Here is a 15960-nt window from a genome sequence, read left to right as displayed (position 1 = left end):
CATAAACGATTCGAGTCGATTGCTTAACTGGACAATTTGCGGCCCAGGCATGCCCATGGACGGATTATGGGAATATGCAAAAAGGCTGATCCGCGCTCCGGCGCGGACCCACCCCGGGCCGGACCCGTTCCAGCAGGGTCGAACCGGGGATGGGGCGCCATGATCAACGACCTCTGGTACAAGAACGCGGTGGTCTACTGCTTGAACCTCAGCACCTTCATGGACGCCGACGGCGACGGGGTGGGGGACTTCAAGGGGTTGATGCGCCGGCTCGACTACCTGCACGGGCTGGGGATCACGGCGATCTGGCTGATGCCGTTCCAGCCCTCGCCGGGGCGCGACCACGGCTACGACGTCAGCGACTACTACAACGTCGATCCGCGCTACGGCACGCTGGGCGACTTCGTCGAATTCACGCACGCCGCCAAGTCGCGCGGCATCCGTGTCATCATCGACCTGGTGGTCAACCACACCTCCGACCAGCACCCGTGGTTCCAGGAGGCGCGGCGCGACCCCAAGTCCCGCCATCGCGACTGGTACGTCTGGTCCGACAGGAAGCCGGCCAACGCCGGGACCGGCATGGTCTTCCCCGGCGTGCAGAAGACCACCTGGACCCACGACAAGCTCGCCAAGGCCTATTATTTCCACCGTTTCTACGAGTTCCAGCCCGACCTAAACACCTCGCATCCCGAGGTGCACGCCGAGATTCTGAAGATCATGGGCTTCTGGATCGAGCTGGGGGTGGCCGGGTTCCGCATGGACGCGGTGCCCTTCATCATCTCCGGCAAGGGGCCGGAGGTGGACAGGCCCGTCGAGCACTTCGACATGCTGCGCTCGTTCCGCGAGTTCGTGCAGTGGCGCCAGGGCGACGCCGTGCTGCTGGCCGAGGCCAACATCCTGCCGCAGGACGACCTGAAGTACTTCGGCGACGACGGCGACCGCATGCACATGTGCTTCAACTTCCAGGTCAACCAGACGCTGTTCTACGCGCTGGCCAGCGCCGACACCCGGCCGCTGGCCAAGGCGCTGAACGCCACCGAGCCGCGGCCGGCGACCGCCCAGTGGGGCCTGTTCCTGCGCAACCACGACGAACTGGACCTCGGCCGCCTGACCGAGAAGCAGCGCCGGACGGTGTTCGCCGCCTTCGGCCCCGACCCCTGCATGCAGCTCTACGACCGCGGCATCCGCCGGCGCCTCGCGCCGATGCTGGACGGCGACCGGCGGCGGATGGAGCTGGCCTACAGCCTGCTGTTCACGTTGCCGGGCACGCCGGTGCTGCGCTACGGCGACGAGATCGGCATGGGCGACGATTTGTCGCTGCCCGAGCGCGAGTGCGCCCGCACCCCCATGCAATGGTCCACCGAGCCGAACGGCGGCTTCACCAAGGCGAAGACGCCCGAGGTGCCGGTGATCAGCGGCGGCCCCTACGGGTTCGAGCGCATCAACGCCGCCATCCAACGCCGCAACCCCGAGTCGCTGCTGAACTGGATGGAGCGCATCATCCGCATGCGCAAGGAGTGCCCGGAGATCGGCTGGGGACGCTTCGCCGTCATCGACGCCGGCGACCCCGGCGTGCTGGCGTTGCGCTACGACTGGCGCAACAACGCCGTGCTGGTCGTCCACAACCTGAAGGACAAGCCGTGCGAGGTGGCTCTCGACCCCGGCCCGACCGGCGGGTCGCCTCGTCTGACCAACCTGTTGAGCGAGGACCACGCCGACGTCGGCGAGGACGGCCGCGCCTGTCTGGTGCTGGAAGCCTACGGCTACCGCTGGTTCCGCGTGGGCGGGCTGGACTACATCCTGCGGCGCTCGGACCTGTGATGCCGAAGGCGTTTGGCGATCATTGCCAAACGCCTTCGGCCAAACCCTCCCGCTCAATGCAACGCATTGAGCGGGAGGGGCGCACGGCTTGCCGTGTGATACGGACGCATTCTGTCCGTGTTGCATTTTTTGGTTTGGCGTCTGAACAAGTTTGGTTACACTCTGAACAAACGCCGGAAACATTTCGCTGCTAGGTTTTGCAGCGGGGCAACAGGGAGGGGGAACCATGCTCACCGACCGGACGTTCGGCGCCAGGGTCCAGCACGAATCGGGACGCGTGCTGTGCGCTTTGAGTGGGATGCTCACCTACAACAGCTACAGCACCTTCCGCCCGCTGTTCGAGGCGGTGAACGCACACGGCACCGGCGACGTGGTGCTGGACCTGCAGGAGCTGCACTTCCTTGACTCGAACGGCCTGGGCATGCTGCTGGTGCTGGGCGAACGCATCGCCGCCACCGGCCGCCGCATGCGCCTCGTCAACGTGCCGCCCAAGGTGGACAAGGTGCTGGCGCGCACCCGCACGCACGAGATGCTGGGGGCGGCGTGATCATGCCGGGCGGGCGTACGGCCCTCGCTCATGATTGAGGAGGCTCGCGCGGCTCCAGCAGGGCCTCCCTGACGAGCCGCCAGCTTGCTTCATCCGGGGCGCAGATGAGGCCGCCGGTGCGATGCGACGGGAGATAGGCGGTGCCGTCGAAGTGGGCGCTGTAGCCGCCCGCCTCGCGGTGGAGCAGCCAGCCCGCAGCGTGATCCCAAGGCATCAGCTTGTTGTAGAACAGCACGTCGCAGTGTCCCGCCGCGGCCATCCGGTACTCGTGCGCGGCGCACCGCAGCCACGCGCTCATGCCCAACCGCGAAAGGTTGCCGTTGACGGTGGTGCGCAGGGGCTCCGGCAGGAAGTTCGTTCCGATGATCGCGTGCATGTCCCGGACCGGCACCGCGGCCGCGACCGACAGGTCGGCCCGCGCGTCTCCCTCGGCCTGGATCCACGCCCCCTCGCCCCTGAGCGCAAAGGCGGTGTTGCCGCACACCGGATCGTGGATAGCGGCGAGCACCACCTCCCCCCGCACCGTCGCCGCGACCATGGCCCCGAACAGCGGCAGCCCGGACGCGAAGTTCTTGGTGCCGTCGAGCGGGTCGAGCACGAACGCCAGGTCGGCGGTGCCGATGGCATCGAGCAGCGTAGGGTTGCAGGCGGTGGCTTCCTCTCCGACGACGACGGCCCCGGGGTAGGCGGTCTCGAGTGCGGTGGAGATGGCGCGCTCGGCCGCCTCGTCCGCGTCCGTGACGACGTCGAACCGCGACGACTTTTCGCGCGCCTGTCCGGCGACCAACGCACCAAACCGAGGCATGATCTCGGTCCGGGAAGCCTGGAACAGGATCTCGCCGATCCGAAGGGCATCAGAGAGCGTGAACGTCATCATGGCTGCCGATCGTCGTGCAGGGTGGTCGCCTTGGCAAGCCCTTCAACTCTGCACAGCCTACGCTCCGCGTGCTGTACGGCGCCCTGCTGGTGGGACGCGTATGGCCGGCCTATGGTCGCTGCGCCGATACCGGGAAGCGCTGTCGGCCGCGGAAAGAACCGTTGGAAAGGAACACAATGTCTGAGTTGACCGTGCCGGTGATTCGCTTCCGCTCCGCCGAGGACTGCACGCAGGCCGCCAGGGCGCTGCACGAGCAACAGTTCGAGCCGCGCCAGGAGTCGGTCACGGAGATCTCCGTCACACCGTGGGAGGACTTCGATGAGGCGCTCCTGGTTCTGCAGGCGGACGGCTTCGCGTGCGAGAGGGCGGACAAACCGGTGACGCGGCTCGGGCCCGGCAAACCGAAGCCGGTCGCCTGACCTGCGGGCCATCGCCCTGGAGCCCACGATGCGAGCCAAGATGGATAGCCTGGGATGTCGCCTTGGCCTTCGCGCCCCAGATTCCATGACGATGAGCATCGGTGCGGCTGGAACACACCGGCCTCGCGCCCGGCCCCAGGGCATTCCGCTGAACCGCTTGACGTGCGCGCTGCACCCATTGCAGCGGCCTAAAGAAGACGAATCAGCCGCATTGTCGTTTCTCGGAGCCAAGAGGGAGAAAATGCGATGTCCGACATTGACAAGGACAAGGTCGTCGAGACGCTGAACCGTATCCTGGAGGCCGAATTGGCGGGTGTCGTGCGTTACACCCACTATTCGTTTCTGGTGTTCGGATACAACCGCATTCCCATTGTGTCGTGGCTGCGTGGACAGGCGGCGGAGGCGCTGACCCATGCCCAGCAGGCGGGAGAAATGATCACCCATTTGGGCGCCTATCCGTCCCTCGCGATCGGGCGGCTTCTCGACAGCCATCAGCACGACATCGGCACGATCCTGCGGGAGTCGCTGGAAGCGGAAGGGGCCGCGCTGCTTCTCTACAAGGATCTTCTGGCGCTCGTGGAAGGGCGCTCCGTGATGCTGGAGGAATACGCCCGGCAGATGGTCCATGCCGAGGAGATGCATGCCGGTGAGGTCGACAAGATGCTGCGCAAGCCGGGGGATCTGTCCGCCGTGCGCGCCGCATCGTAAGCCGACGCCATGGTCCCGCACGGGAGCCAGGTCACACGCCGCCGCCCGCCCCCGAAGGAGGAGGCTCGCGCGTGCCGCGGACGGTGGCTATCCTCCCCGTCATGAAGGCCGTCCGTGTTGCCGTCGTCGTGCTCCTGCTTCCGCTGCTCGTCTATGGCGGGCTGGCGCTTGCCGTCGGCCGCGATGCGGTGTGGGCCACCCTGCTCGGGCCGGGTGAGCGCGGAGCGGTCGCCTTCGAGACGTTGGAGCCATCCAACCGGCCGAACCGCTACCTCGTGTGCCCGCACGACCTGTGCCGCCGGGCCGACGCCGAGAGCCCGGTCTTCGCGGTCTCCGTCGCCGGGCAGCGCCGCGCCTGGGATCATCTGCTCGACCGGGTGGACGCGCGCCGGCTGCGCGACGACGAGGGGCAGATCGACGTGGAGGTGCGGACGCGCTGGCTGCGCTTTCCGGACCTCGTGACCATCCGCCCGGTCGCCGTGGCGGCAGACCGCTCGACGGTCGCCATCTACAGCCGCTCGCTGTACGGCCACTCCGATTTCGGGGTCAACGCCGCACGTGTCCGCTCCTGGCTGGACGCGTTGGCAACGGATCTGGGCACCGTGCCATAGCGTGCCAATCGGCACCGGAAGCGGGGACCAGCTCACCGCACAGTAGAGTTTATGCTTCCTTAACCCCGACCCCGGGAGACTGGCTCCAGGCCCAGTTTCCCAAGCGGTCCGGCATGCGCGCGACGCACCCCGGCGGCCGATCCCATCGCCGCCCTCTCCGAGCCGCTCTGTTGGCGGCGCTGTCCGTGCTGGTGCTCGGCGGGTGCCAGACCCTGCGCGACGTGACGGAGACCGGCGCCGCCAACGCGGCCAGCTACGACGCGCTGATGCGCCTGGCCGAATCGACGCGTGCGCAGGGCGACCTCACCACCGCCTCCACCCTGTACCGGAGGGCGCACGCCGCCAGCGACAAGCGGGTGGAGCCGCTGCTCGGTCTCGGCGCTGTGCTGACGGATATGGGCAGCGCGCGCGAGGCGCTGGATTCCTGGCGGCAGGCATTGGCGCGCGACCCGGACAACCCCGCCGCCCTGCGCGGTTACGCCTGGGCGCTGGTCGCGCTGGACCAGCCGCAGGAGGCCGCGCGCCACTACGCCGCCGTGCTCGCCGCCGACCCCAAGGACGTCGCCGCGCTCAACGGCCTGGGCATCACCAGGGCCATGACGGGCGACCACCCCGGCGCACAGGAGCAGTTCCGCGCCGCGCTGGCGCTGACCCCCGGTGACACGATGACGCTGAACAACCTCGCGTTCTCGCTGATGCTCTCGGGCGCCACCGACGAGGCGATCCGCATCCTCGAACCGCTGGCCCGGTCGGTGCGCGCCGGCGCCGTGGAGCGGCAGAATCTCGCCATGGCCTACGGTCTCGCCGGCCGGGACGAGGACGCGGCGCGCATGGGCCGCCTGGACCTGGACGAGCCGGCGGTGCAGCGCAACCTCGTCTACTACCGGCAGGCGCGCTCCGGCGGCGCGGCGTGGCCGCGCCCAGTCGCGGAACACGCTTCGGCACTTCCCGCGCCAGCCCCTGCCGTGCCGGCGCGCGCGCCGCTGCCGCTGCTTCCCGCGCGCGCCGCGGCTGCCCAACCTTCGACCGCCCAATCTTCGACCGCCCAGGCGCCCGCCGCGGGCAAGGTGCGCATCGACCTCGACGCCTACGCCAGCGAGGCGCTCGCCCGCCAGGAGTGGGGCTCGCTGACCCGGAAGCACGGGGCGCTCCTCGCCGGGCGCGAACCGCTCCTCGTGACCCGCGCCCGGGCCTCGGACGGCAAGACGCTGGTGCACCTGCGGGTGGCCTTCCCCAGCCGCGAGGAGGCGGCGCGCGTCTGCGCCACGCTGCGGTCCCCGAAACAGCGTTGCACGGTGCTGTGGCCGGCGGACGCGTCGTAGAATCCTTCGGGCGGGACCGCCCCTCATTCCGGCGTAATCTCAAAGACTCCGAACGTCCCGACGGGGCCGGACGAACGGCCCTCCAGTGCAAAGGCCAGGGAATTCCAGTTGGTTGGCCGTGCAACGGCGGCGTCCGTGAAGGGTTACTATCCACCACCTCCTTAGGGGATATCCGTCCGCCAGTTTGCCACTTCCAGGCATTTTGCTCATCTTTTGCGTATCGGGAGCACGGCGGCACATTAAGCCGAAGGGTCCGGGGCGATCCCGACGGGATTTTCCTTCATCGCAAACGAAGAGGCGGATGGACATGAAGACGATGCTCTTTGCCCACGCGGCGCGCGTTCCGGGTCTCCGTTCGGTGGTCCGCGCCCTGTCCGACCGGCGCGGCGTCACCGCTCTGGAGTACGGCCTCGTGGCGGCGCTGGCCGCGGTGGCGATCATCACGGCGATGAACAGCTTCAGCGGCGGCCTGACCAGCACGTTCACGGCCATCAACACCAAGCTCACCACCACCGCCGGCAGCATCAAGTAGGGCGGCGGCCCTTCCCACGACCCTCTTTTAAAGAACCCGACGAGGCGGACGACATGAAGACCCGCAGCTTCATGCGCCTGGTGCGCGCCCTGTCGGACCGGCGCGGCGTGACGGCGCTGGAATACGGTCTGGTGGCGGCCCTGGCGGCGGTGGCGATCATCACCGCGATGGCCAACATGGGCGCCAGCCTGGAAAGCGTCGTCAGCGGGATCAGCGGCAAGCTGACCAGCACCGCCGCCGGCATCAATTAGGACGGGACGGCCGAGGGACCGCGGCAAGGGAGGGCTCTCCATGACACCCGCCGACGCGATCCTGATGGCCGTCACCCCCGTCTATCTCGGCGCGGCGTTCTGCGACGTCGCCGCGCGCATCATTCCCGACCGGGCGCCCGTCGCCCTGCTGGCGGTGGGCGTCGGTGTCGCCCTCCTGGCGGGGCCGGGGCTGCCGTGGGGCGCCCTCGGCGCCGGGCTGGCGGTGTTCATCGGCCTGGCGGTCGTCGCCGGCGGCGCGCTGGGCGGCGGCGACATCAAGCTGGCGGCGGCCAGCGCCGTTCTGCTGGGCGCCGGGCGCACGCCGGACCTTCTTCTGCTGACGGCGCTCGCCGGCGGGGTGCTGGCGGCCGGCTACCTGATGGCGCGCGCCGTGCTGCGCCGTCTCCCTGCGCAACGCTGCCCCATGCCGGGCAAGGCAACCGGGCGCTGGCGGCACCGCTGCGCGGTGGTGCTGGCGGCGGAGCGGCGGCGCATCCGGCGCGGTGCCGGCCTGCCCTACGGCGTCGCCATCGCCACGGCCGCCTTGACGCTGCTGGCGCAACCCTCTTGACGGGGTGGAACATGCTTCTGCGTGTGCTCTTCCTTCTGCTCATGGTGATGTCGTTGGGGGCGGTGGGCGTGGTGGTGCTCAACCTCCCCTCCGGCGAGCCGGTGCCGGTGGCGGTGGCCGAGCCGGCGGTCCCGGCGCGTTCCGCCATCCTGGTCGCGGCGCGGGCGCTGCCGACCGGCACGCTGCTGCGGCCCGAGGACGTGCGCTGGGAGGACTGGCCGCTCAAGGGCGTGCCGGAAGGCTATATCGAGCGCGGCCGGACGACCGCCGAGGCGGTCGGCGCCGTCAACCGCCGGCCCTTCGTGGCGGGCGAGCCGCTGGTGCTCGGCCAGCTGGTCCTGCCGAACGAGCGCGGCTTCCTGGCCGCGGTGCTGACGCCGGGAAAGCGCGCCGTCGCCGTGGCGGTGGACGCGGTCAGCGCGGCGAGCGGCCTGATCTCTCCCGGCGACCGGGTGGACCTGATCCTCGCCCAGACCTTCGACAAGGACAGCGCCGCCCCCGGCCGCGGCGCGGTGGGCGAGACGCTGCTGCGCGACCTGCGCGTGCTGTCCATCGACCAGCACCTGGGCGACGCGGCGGTCGACCGCAACACCGGCGCCCCGGCGGTGCCGCGCACCGTGTCGTTGGAGGTGACCGCCAAGCAGGCGGAGGCCATCGCCGTCGCCTCCGGCCTCGGCCGGCTGTCGCTGGTGCTGCGCAGCCTCGGCGCGACGGAGGCCGTTCAGCCGCCCGAGGCCGACGTGTCCTCCACCTGGGCCGAGGAGGTGTCGCCCGCGCTGGGTGCCCGCCGCGCCGCCAAGCCCGAGCCGTCGCGCGACGGCACCGGCATGCTGATCGTCCGCGGGTCGCAGCGCACCATTCACACCGGGAGCCATACGGGGGGCTGACGCCATGGAGACGACGATGTCGAAGGCCGATCCGGCGGCGTCCATGTCCCGCCCGCTGCGCCTGTACGCCTATCTCGGCGACGCCGCGTCCGACGCGGCGGTGCGCCGGGCGGCCGAGGACTGGGCGGGCAGCGTCGAGGTGCGCCGCGGCGACGTCCGCACCGCCACCCGCGACCTGCAGAAGGAGCGCTCGCCGGATGTGCTGCTGGTGGATATCGGCGGCATCGAGCTGCCGGTCTCCGCCCTGGAGAACCTCGCGGCGGTGTGCGAGCCGAACGTGCGCGTTATCGCCATCGGCGAGGCCAACGACATCGGCCTGTACCGCCAGCTGAAGCAGCTCGGCGTGGCGGAGTACCTGTTCAAGCCGCTGAAGGCCGATCTGGTCGCCGCGGCGATCATGGGCGAGGCGGCGCCGGCCGCAGCGGCGCCGGGCCGGCGCGGCAACCTGATCGCGGTGTTCGGCGCGCGCGGCGGCGTCGGCACCACGACGCTGGCGGTCAACCTCGCCTCGTACCTGGCGGACGTCGAGCGGCGCCGGGTGGCGCTGGTCGACCTGGACGTGCACGCCGGCACGGCGGCCTTCCTGCTCAACCTGCCGCCCGGCCGCGGCCTGCGCGAGGCGCTGGAGAGCCCGGAGCGGGTGGACGAGGTGTTCCTGTCGCGCGCGCTGCACGCCGCGTCGGAGCGGCTGGACGTGCTGGCCTGCGAGGAGCCGATGAGCGAGCGCGTCGAGACGCGCACCGACGCGCTGCTGGGGCTGATCGAGAAGCTGCAGCGCCGCTACCACTATGTGGTGGTGGACGTGCCGCGGGCGCTGGCGCCGTCGGGGCGCGCGGTGATCGACCGGGCCGGGCTGCGCCTGCTGGTCTGCGACGGCAGCCTGGCGGCAGCCCGCGACGTGGTGCGCCTGCGCGCCGCCTTCGACGGCATCGGCCACAAGACGCTGACCGTCCTGAACCGCAAGGGTGCGCCGGGCGAGCTGGCCGCCGCCGACCTGCGCAAGGCGCTGGGCGGCGTCCCCGACCACGCGGTGGCGTGGCAGCCGAAGCCGCTGGCGCAGGCCGCCGCGCTGGGCCGCATCGCGGTGCAGGACTGCCGCGCCTTCCGCGCCTCGGTGGCGGGGCTGGCGCAGGCGGTCACCGGCCGCGCCGCCACCCGGCCGGGGCTGGTGCGGCGGCTGCTCGGCCGCCGGGGGGCCGCGGCATGAGCGCGGTGTTCGGACGCCGGATGAGCGAGGCGGCCGAGGCGCCGCCGCCCGCGATGCCCCACCGCCCCGTGGCGGTCCCCGCCGTGGCCCCCGCCCGCGTCGCCGTGCACGAATGGGCGCCCGGCCGCCGGCCGGCCATCGAGGAGGTGCGCGTCGAGGCGATGGCCCGCATCGACCCGGCCTCGGTCGCGCAGATGGAACGGGAGGCGCTGCAGCCGCTGATCGTCCGTCTGGTGGACGAGATCGCCACCGAGCGGCGCATCCAGCTCAACGGCCACGAGCAGGCGCAGCTCGCCACCGAGCTGGTGCACGACATGCTGGGCCTCGGCCCGCTGGAGCCGCTGCTGGCCGACGACAGCATCACCGACATCATGGTGAACGGGCCGGAGCGGGTCTACATCGAGCAGCGCGGGCGCCTGCTGCTGTCGCCGGTGCGCTTCCGCGACCGCCAGCACGTGCTGAACGTCGCCCAGCGCATCGCCACCGGCATCGGCCGCCGGGTGGACGAGTCGAGCCCCATCGTCGATGCCCGCCTGCCCGACGGCAGCCGCGTCAACATCGTGGTCCCGCCGCTGGCGCTGGACGGCACCACCATCGCCATCCGCAAATTCTCGCGCCGCTGGATCGACCTGGACACGCTGGCCGGCTTCCGGAGCCTGTCGCCGGCCATGGCCCGCGCCTTCGAGGTGTTCGCCCGCGCCCGGCTGAACATCATCATCTCGGGCGGCACCGGCTCGGGCAAGACGACGCTGCTCAACGCGCTGTCGCGGCACATCGACCCGGGCGAGCGCATCATCACCGTCGAGGACGCGGCCGAGCTGCAATTGCAGCAGCCGCACGTGGTGCGGCTGGAGACGCGCCCGCCCAACCTGGAGGGCAGCGGCGAGATCACCGTGCGCGCGCTGATCAAGACCTGCCTGCGCCTGCGTCCCGACCGCATCATCGTCGGCGAGACGCGCGGGGCGGAGGCGTTCGACATGCTGCAGGCCATGAACACCGGCCACCCCGGATCCATGTCGACGATCCACGCGAACAGCACGCGCGACGCGCTGTCGCGCATCGAGAACATGGTGCTGATGGGCAACGTCGGCCTGCCGACGCGCGCCATCCGCCAGCAGGTCGCCAGCGCCGTCGACGTGGTCATCCAGGTGCAGCGCATGCGCGACGGCGTGCGCCGCGTCACCCAGGTGTCGGAGATCCTGGGGCTGGAGGGCGAGACCGTCGTCACGCAGGACCTCTTCCGCTTCGAGGGCAAGGCCGCCGGGCCGGACGGCCTCCTGCACGGGGCGTACCGCGCCACCGGCATCCGCCCGGGATTCATGGACCAGATCGAGCAGTACGGCCTGGGCGCCGAATACCTCGCCGCGCTCGACATGGCGGAGGCGTGAGGGGCCATGGACAGCCGCCTGCTCCTCCAGCTCCTGTTCGCCGCGCTCGCGACCGGCACGCTGGGCGCCGCCGTCGGCACGATCGTGGGGCAGCGGCGGCGCGCGGCGCTCGACCGGCGGATCGCCGCGCTGCACGGCCTGCGCGGGTCCGCGGACGCCGCGCAGACTTCGGTCGGGGACATCACGCTGCGTCGCACCGCCAAGCGCCGCAGCCTGCGCGGCCTGCTGGAGCGGGCGCTGGGCATCGACGGTCCGCTGGTGGACACCGGTGGAGGCGCTTGCTGGATCGCCGCCGCGCTGGCGGTCGCCGCCGCCGCCGCGGCCCTGTGGGTCACCGCCGTGTTCGCCGGGCTGCCGCTGCCGCTCGGCCTGCTGGCCGCCGGGGCGGCGGCGCTGGGGGCGGCGCGCTGGCGCTTCACGTGGGCGCAGCGGCGGACGGTGGCGCGGCTGCTCGACCAGCTGCCCGACGCCGTCGGGCTGGTGGTGCGGGCGATCCGCTCGGGCATCCCGGTGGCGGAATCCATGCGGGCGCTGGCCGATTCCATGCCCGCCCCCACCGGGCCGGAGTTCCGCCGCGTCGCCGACGAGGTGGCGGTCGGCGTCGACCTGGAGGCCGCGCTGTGGCGGCTGGCCGAACGCAGCGGCCTGCCGGAATACCGCTTCTTCGTGGTGGCCGTGGTGCTCCAGCGCGAGACCGGCGGCGATCTGGCGGAGACGCTGGGCCAGCTCGCCGACGTCATCCGCAAGCGGCGCGCGCTGCGCCAGCGCGGCTACGCGCTGTCGGCGGAGGCGCGCACCTCCGTCTGGGTGCTGGCCGCCCTGCCGTTCGTCGCCATGGGCAGCCTGTACGTGCTGAGCCCGGCCTACGTGATGCGGCTGTTCACCACGCCGGACGGCAAGATGCTGCTGGGTCTGGCGGCGTTCAGCCTCGGCCTCGGCCTGCTGACCATGCAGGCCATGATCCGGAAGATCCTCGCATGAGCGCGCTGTCCACCCTTGGCCCGCAGGCCGTGCTGCTGGTGCTGGCCGGTGCCGGCCTGATCTTCGCGCTGTCGCTGGCCGGTTTCGTCCTGGCCGGCGACCGCCGCCGCTTCGGCGCCCGCATCGATCGCGCCCGCGGCCGCATCGACGCGGCGCCGGCGGCGCGCGGCGGCAGCCTGTCCGGCGTGCTGGCGCGCCTGGGCGAGGCGGTGGCCGCCAGCGTGCTGGTCGGCCGCGACGAGGCGGCGCGCATGGCGCTGATGCTGGCCGCCGCCGGCCTCGGCCACCCGCGGGCGCTGGCCGGCTTCGTCGGGCTGAAGTCGCTGCTGGCGGTCCTCGGCCTCGGTCTGGCGCACCTGTGGCTGCACGGCCGGGCGGTGCCGCCGGGCCTGGTGGCGGCGCTGGGCGTCTACACCGCGGCGGCGCTGGCCGGCTGGCGCGGCCCGGACCTGCTGGTGGCGCGGCGGCGCAAGCGCCGGCTGGAGGCCATCGACCGCGGCATGCCCGACGCGCTCGACCTGCTGGTCATCTGCGGCGAGGCGGGCCTCGGCTTCGACGTGGCGGTCGCCCGCGTGGCGCGCGAGATCGGCCACGCCCACCCGGAGCTGGGCCAGGAGCTCGCCAAGCTGGCGGCCGAGATGCGCGTGCTGCCCGACCGCGCCCAGGCGCTGTCCAACATGGCCGAGCGGCTGCCGCTGGAGGGCGTGCGCAGCTTCACCGGCATGCTGGCCCAGGCGATCCGCTACGGCACGCCGCTGAGCCAGGCGTTGCGCGTCATCTCCGCCGAGCTGCGCGCCGAGCGCATGGTGCGGTTCGAGGCGCGGGCCGCCAGACTGCCGGTGTTCATCACCCTGCCGATGATCCTGTTCATCCTGCCCTGCGTGTTCATCGTGGTCGGCGGCCCGGCGGTGCTGGATGCGCTGCACATGATGCCGGGCGTGCAGGCGGGGGCGCTGCCATGATTCCGATGATGATCCGCCGGGCGCTCGCCGGCCGGCGCGGCAGCACGGCGCTGGAGTTCGGGCTGCTGGCCCCCGTCCTCATCCTCACGGCGGTGGCGTTCTTCGAGTACGGGCTGCGGCTGGCGATCCAGGCCAGCCTGGACTTCGCGGCGCGCGAGGCGTCGCGCGTCGGCATCACCGGCGCGGCACCGCCCGCCGGCACGACGCGAGAGGCGCAGCTGGCCGCCGTCGTGCGGCAGTCGGTGATGCCCTACGTGGACGCGACGAAGGTGGACGTCCGCGTGCTGGCCTACGACTCGCCCGGCGACGTCGGCAAGCCCGAGCCCTTCACCGACCTGAACGGCAACGGCCGCTGGGACAAGGGCGAGCCGTTCACCGACGTCAACGGCAACGGCGTCTGGGACGCCGACCGCGGCCGCTCCGGCGCCGGTGCCAGCGAGCAGGTCGCCGTCTACCGCCTGAGCTACGCCGACACGCCGCTGAGCGGCCTGTTCCCCGCCGTGTCCTACGAGGCGCGCATCGTCGTGCGCAACGAACCCTTCGCGAAGTGATGAGCGCAGCCATGCCCGCCCTTGCCCATGCCGCCCGTGCCCCGCTCCGTGTCCTGCGCGACCGCCGCGGCGTCGCGGCGCTGGAACTCGCGGCGGCGGTCCCGGCGCTGCTGGCGGCGCTGTTCGGAATCATCGACGTCGCCGGCTATGTGGCCACGGCCAACCGGCTGCAGCGGCTCGCCGCCGACGTGGCGAACATCGGCTCGCAGTTCGACGGCCTGCGCGGCTGCATGGCGGTGTCGAAGGGCAACGAGGTCGGCGTGCTGTTCCTCGCCGCCAAGGAAATCGCCAAGCCGCTGTTCTTCCCCGAACCCGCCGACGGCGCCGTCAGCGTCGCCGGCGGCGGCGCCACGACGGTGCCGGCCGCGGCCGGCGGGCTGATCGTCACCAGCGTCGCCGACAAGGGCAGCGGCCCGCGCATCGCGTGGCAGGCCTACGCCGGCATCGCGCCGATCAACAGCCGGCTCGGCACCGGGACGGCTGCCGTGCAGCTTCCCACCGGATTCTCGCTGCGGCCGGGCGACGACACGCTGTTCGTCGAGGTGTTCTTCACCTTCCAGCCCTACCTGCTCAGCGGCGGCTGGACGGGCACCGGCAACCCCACCGTGACGGCCTATTCCAGCGCCGTCTTCCGGCCGCGCCTGGGAGCGCTGACCACCCTTGACCCCTGCTGATCTTCTCACGGCCTTCCGCCGCAGGGCGCCGCGCGGACGGCGCGGCAACGTGCCGGTGTTCGTGGCGCTGCTGGCGGTCCCGGTGATGGGGCTGGCCGGGCTGTCGGTGGATGCGGCGCGCGGCTACATGGTGCGCTCCCGCCTCAGCGCGGCCATCGACGCGGCGGCGCTGGCCGCCGGGCGGGTCATCGACACCGCCGACGTGCAGGGCGACGCCAAGATGTATTTCCGCGCCAACCTGCCCAACGGCTATATGGGCGCCAGCGTGCCCGACCCGACGGTGCAGGTCAGCCCCGACCGCGAGACGGTCACCGTGAAGGGCTCGGCCGCGCTGCCCACCGCCTTCATGGGGGTGTTCGGCATCGACACCATGCAGATCGCGGTCGAGAACCGCGCCCGCCGCGCCCAGGGCATCGGCCTGGAGCTGGCCCTGGTGCTGGACACCACCGGCTCCATGGCCACCGACGACCGCATCGGCAAGCTGCGCGGCGCCGCCTCGTCGCTGGTGGAGATCCTCTACGGCACGAAGGCGAGCCGGACGAACCTCTGGGTCTCCGTCGTTCCCTACACGGCGGAGGTCAACCTGGGGCCGACGCGCACCGGCTGGCTCACCGCCGACTCGCCCGGTGCCGCGCAGTACTCGCCGTCCACCTGGCGCGGCTGCGTCGAGGCGCGGCCGAGCCCCTACGACGAGGACGACGCGCCGCCCGCCGTCGCGAAGTTCAAGGCGTTCCTCTACCCCTCCTCGCTCGGCAAGTACGCCGACGGTGGCGACAACCCGTGGCCGCCGGTCAGCGACAGCGGCGCCTACACCAACGACAACGACCGCACCGGCCCCAATCTGGGCTGCGGCTTTCCGGTGCTGCCGCTGACCAACGTAAAGCAGACGGTGCTCGACAAGATCGCCGGGCTGCGCGCGGTCAACCGCGGCGGCACCATGGCGAACCTCGGCCTGCAGGCGGGCTGGTTCACGCTGTCGCCGCGCTGGCGCGGCCTGTGGGGCGACCCGACGCCGGCCGGGATGCCGCTCGACTACCGGTTGGCGGAGATGCGCAAGGCCGTCGTCCTGGTCACCGACGGCAACAACGAGTGGTTCGACTACGGCAAGCAGCCGACCGGCGACTACACCGCCTACGGCCGGATCGGCGACGGCCGGCTGGGCACGACGACCTTCAGCCAGGCGACCACCATGCTGAACACCCGCATGTCGCGCCTGTGCCAGACGATGAAGGACGCCGGGATCACCATGTACACGATCACCATCGGCCAGACCAACACGGCCACCCGCGACCTGTACCGCGGCTGCGCTTCGCAGCCGAACTTCTACTGGGACAGCCCGGCCCCCGACCAGCTCGCCTCGATCTTCAACCAGATCGGCGCCCAGCTCACCCTGCTGCGCCTGGAGCAGTGACGGCCCCGCTTCGTGCCGTCGGGCCTCACCGCATGATGAAGCCGGCCGGCCCGACGAGCTCGGGCCGTGCCGGTGCCGGGGTGCCGGGGCCGGGCTGCGTCAGCTTGCCGAAGAAGACGCGGTCGAAGAACCGGGGGGGCGAGACGCCGTCGGTCGGTGCCGCGAGCTGGGCGGGGTTGTTCACCGGCCGCACGATGTAGGGGGTGACGATGATGACCAGCTCGGTCTCGTTGCGCTGGA

Annotated in this window: 18 protein-coding genes and 1 pseudogene; 17 read left to right on the top strand and 2 right to left on the bottom strand. The window is 71.7% G+C overall.

The window, feature by feature from the left end:
• The first annotated feature begins 159 nt into the window (after window positions 1–159).
• Both TSO221_RS22480 and TSO221_RS22475 read left to right on the top strand, forming a co-directional pair.
• A complete protein-coding gene (locus tag TSO221_RS22480) occupies window positions 160–1821 on the top strand; it encodes an alpha-amylase family protein (protein WP_109120759.1) in 1662 nt (553 codons plus the stop codon).
• Between the two features lie 226 nt (window positions 1822–2047).
• Window positions 2048–2368 (top strand): STAS domain-containing protein, encoded by a 321-nt coding sequence (locus TSO221_RS22475; protein ID WP_109120758.1) that lies wholly within the window; start codon window positions 2048–2050, stop codon window positions 2366–2368.
• Window positions 2369–2396: 28 nt separating this feature from the next.
• On the opposite strand, the gene TSO221_RS22470 is transcribed toward TSO221_RS22475, so the two are convergent.
• A complete protein-coding gene (locus tag TSO221_RS22470) occupies window positions 2397–3245 on the bottom strand; it encodes an inositol monophosphatase (protein WP_348770287.1) in 849 nt (282 codons plus the stop codon).
• Window positions 3246–3421: 176 nt separating this feature from the next.
• On the opposite strand from TSO221_RS22470, the gene TSO221_RS22465 reads away from it, so the two are divergent.
• The 15 genes from TSO221_RS22465 to TSO221_RS22395 all read left to right on the top strand — a co-directional run bounded on the left by TSO221_RS22465 (window position 3422) and on the right by TSO221_RS22395 (window position 15720).
• Window positions 3422–3664 (top strand): hypothetical protein, encoded by a 243-nt coding sequence (locus TSO221_RS22465; protein ID WP_109120757.1) that lies wholly within the window; start codon window positions 3422–3424, stop codon window positions 3662–3664.
• 246 nt (window positions 3665–3910) lie between these two features.
• Window positions 3911–4372, top strand: a complete 462-nt coding sequence (locus TSO221_RS22460) for a ferritin-like domain-containing protein (protein ID WP_109120756.1) — start codon at window positions 3911–3913, stop codon at window positions 4370–4372.
• A 71-nt stretch (window positions 4373–4443) separates the two neighbouring features.
• A complete protein-coding gene (locus TSO221_RS22455; RefSeq protein ID WP_146208875.1) occupies window positions 4444–4983 on the top strand; it encodes a DUF1499 domain-containing protein in 540 nt (179 codons plus the stop codon).
• A 170-nt stretch (window positions 4984–5153) separates the two neighbouring features.
• Window positions 5154–6305, top strand: coding sequence for a tetratricopeptide repeat protein (locus TSO221_RS22450; RefSeq protein WP_158284174.1), 1152 nt, complete (start codon window positions 5154–5156; stop codon window positions 6303–6305).
• Window positions 6306–6612: 307 nt separating this feature from the next.
• The gene (locus tag TSO221_RS22445; protein ID WP_247878191.1) at window positions 6613–6837 is read left to right on the top strand and encodes a Flp family type IVb pilin; all 225 of its coding nucleotides are present in this window, start codon (window positions 6613–6615) and stop codon (window positions 6835–6837) included.
• A 53-nt stretch (window positions 6838–6890) separates the two neighbouring features.
• Complete coding sequence (locus TSO221_RS22440) at window positions 6891–7088, top strand: Flp family type IVb pilin (protein ID WP_109120753.1); 198 nt, start codon at window positions 6891–6893, stop codon at window positions 7086–7088.
• 40 nt (window positions 7089–7128) lie between these two features.
• Window positions 7129–7659 (top strand): prepilin peptidase, encoded by a 531-nt coding sequence (locus tag TSO221_RS22435; protein WP_109120752.1) that lies wholly within the window; start codon window positions 7129–7131, stop codon window positions 7657–7659.
• 11 nt (window positions 7660–7670) lie between these two features.
• Window positions 7671–8546, top strand: a complete 876-nt coding sequence (gene cpaB, locus TSO221_RS22430; RefSeq protein ID WP_109120751.1) for a Flp pilus assembly protein CpaB — start codon at window positions 7671–7673, stop codon at window positions 8544–8546.
• A 4-nt stretch (window positions 8547–8550) separates the two neighbouring features.
• On the top strand, window positions 8551–9753 hold the full coding sequence (locus TSO221_RS22425) for an AAA family ATPase (RefSeq protein ID WP_109120750.1): 1203 nt from the start codon (window positions 8551–8553) through the stop codon (window positions 9751–9753).
• Window positions 9750–11141: a CpaF family protein gene (locus tag TSO221_RS22420; protein WP_109120749.1), complete on the top strand. Its 1392-nt coding sequence runs from the start codon at window positions 9750–9752 to the stop codon at window positions 11139–11141. The genes TSO221_RS22425 and TSO221_RS22420 overlap by 4 nt, the downstream gene beginning before the upstream one ends.
• Window positions 11142–11147: 6 nt before the next feature.
• Complete coding sequence (locus TSO221_RS22415; RefSeq protein ID WP_109120748.1) at window positions 11148–12122, top strand: type II secretion system F family protein; 975 nt, start codon at window positions 11148–11150, stop codon at window positions 12120–12122.
• On the top strand, window positions 12119–13084 hold the full coding sequence (locus TSO221_RS36515) for a type II secretion system F family protein (protein WP_109120747.1): 966 nt from the start codon (window positions 12119–12121) through the stop codon (window positions 13082–13084). The genes TSO221_RS22415 and TSO221_RS36515 overlap by 4 nt, the downstream gene beginning before the upstream one ends.
• Window positions 13081–13635, top strand: coding sequence for a TadE/TadG family type IV pilus assembly protein (locus TSO221_RS22405; RefSeq protein WP_109120746.1), 555 nt, complete (start codon window positions 13081–13083; stop codon window positions 13633–13635). The genes TSO221_RS36515 and TSO221_RS22405 overlap by 4 nt, the downstream gene beginning before the upstream one ends.
• An 11-nt stretch (window positions 13636–13646) precedes the next feature.
• Complete coding sequence (locus TSO221_RS22400) at window positions 13647–14309, top strand: TadE/TadG family type IV pilus assembly protein (RefSeq protein WP_109120745.1); 663 nt, start codon at window positions 13647–13649, stop codon at window positions 14307–14309.
• Window positions 14296–15720: a pilus assembly protein TadG-related protein gene (locus TSO221_RS22395; RefSeq protein WP_146208874.1), complete on the top strand. Its 1425-nt coding sequence runs from the start codon at window positions 14296–14298 to the stop codon at window positions 15718–15720. The genes TSO221_RS22400 and TSO221_RS22395 overlap by 14 nt, the downstream gene beginning before the upstream one ends.
• Window positions 15721–15745: 25 nt before the next feature.
• Here TSO221_RS22395 and TSO221_RS22390 read toward each other — a convergent pair.
• Window positions 15746–15960, bottom strand: a pseudogene (locus TSO221_RS22390) (type II and III secretion system protein family protein); the annotation flags it as partial.

This window comes from Azospirillum sp. TSO22-1 (assembly GCF_003116015.1).
In the GTDB taxonomy this organism is placed as follows: Bacteria; Pseudomonadota; Alphaproteobacteria; order Azospirillales; family Azospirillaceae; genus Azospirillum.
This window is presented reverse-complemented; position numbering and strand designations above follow the sequence as displayed.

Bases quoted from the DNA above. Each gene is read 5' to 3' on its own strand.
- TSO221_RS22480 (WP_109120759.1), top strand. From the start codon at position 160: ATGATCAACGACCTCTGGTACAAGAACGCGGTGGTCTACTGCTTGAAC.
- TSO221_RS22475 (WP_109120758.1), top strand. From the start codon at position 2,048: ATGCTCACCGACCGGACGTTCGGCGCCAGGGTCCAGCACGAATCGGGA.
- TSO221_RS22470 (WP_348770287.1), bottom strand. From the start codon at position 3,245: ATGATGACGTTCACGCTCTCTGATGCCCTTCGGATCGGCGAGATCCTG.
- TSO221_RS22465 (WP_109120757.1), top strand. From the start codon at position 3,422: ATGTCTGAGTTGACCGTGCCGGTGATTCGCTTCCGCTCCGCCGAGGAC.
- TSO221_RS22460 (WP_109120756.1), top strand. From the start codon at position 3,911: ATGTCCGACATTGACAAGGACAAGGTCGTCGAGACGCTGAACCGTATC.
- TSO221_RS22445 (WP_247878191.1), top strand. From the start codon at position 6,613: ATGAAGACGATGCTCTTTGCCCACGCGGCGCGCGTTCCGGGTCTCCGT.
- TSO221_RS22440 (WP_109120753.1), top strand. From the start codon at position 6,891: ATGAAGACCCGCAGCTTCATGCGCCTGGTGCGCGCCCTGTCGGACCGG.
- TSO221_RS22435 (WP_109120752.1), top strand. From the start codon at position 7,129: ATGACACCCGCCGACGCGATCCTGATGGCCGTCACCCCCGTCTATCTC.
- cpaB (WP_109120751.1), top strand. From the start codon at position 7,671: ATGCTTCTGCGTGTGCTCTTCCTTCTGCTCATGGTGATGTCGTTGGGG.
- TSO221_RS22425 (WP_109120750.1), top strand. From the start codon at position 8,551: ATGGAGACGACGATGTCGAAGGCCGATCCGGCGGCGTCCATGTCCCGC.
- TSO221_RS22420 (WP_109120749.1), top strand. From the start codon at position 9,750: ATGAGCGCGGTGTTCGGACGCCGGATGAGCGAGGCGGCCGAGGCGCCG.
- TSO221_RS22415 (WP_109120748.1), top strand. From the start codon at position 11,148: ATGGACAGCCGCCTGCTCCTCCAGCTCCTGTTCGCCGCGCTCGCGACC.
- TSO221_RS36515 (WP_109120747.1), top strand. From the start codon at position 12,119: ATGAGCGCGCTGTCCACCCTTGGCCCGCAGGCCGTGCTGCTGGTGCTG.
- TSO221_RS22405 (WP_109120746.1), top strand. From the start codon at position 13,081: ATGATTCCGATGATGATCCGCCGGGCGCTCGCCGGCCGGCGCGGCAGC.
- TSO221_RS22400 (WP_109120745.1), top strand. From the start codon at position 13,647: ATGCCCGCCCTTGCCCATGCCGCCCGTGCCCCGCTCCGTGTCCTGCGC.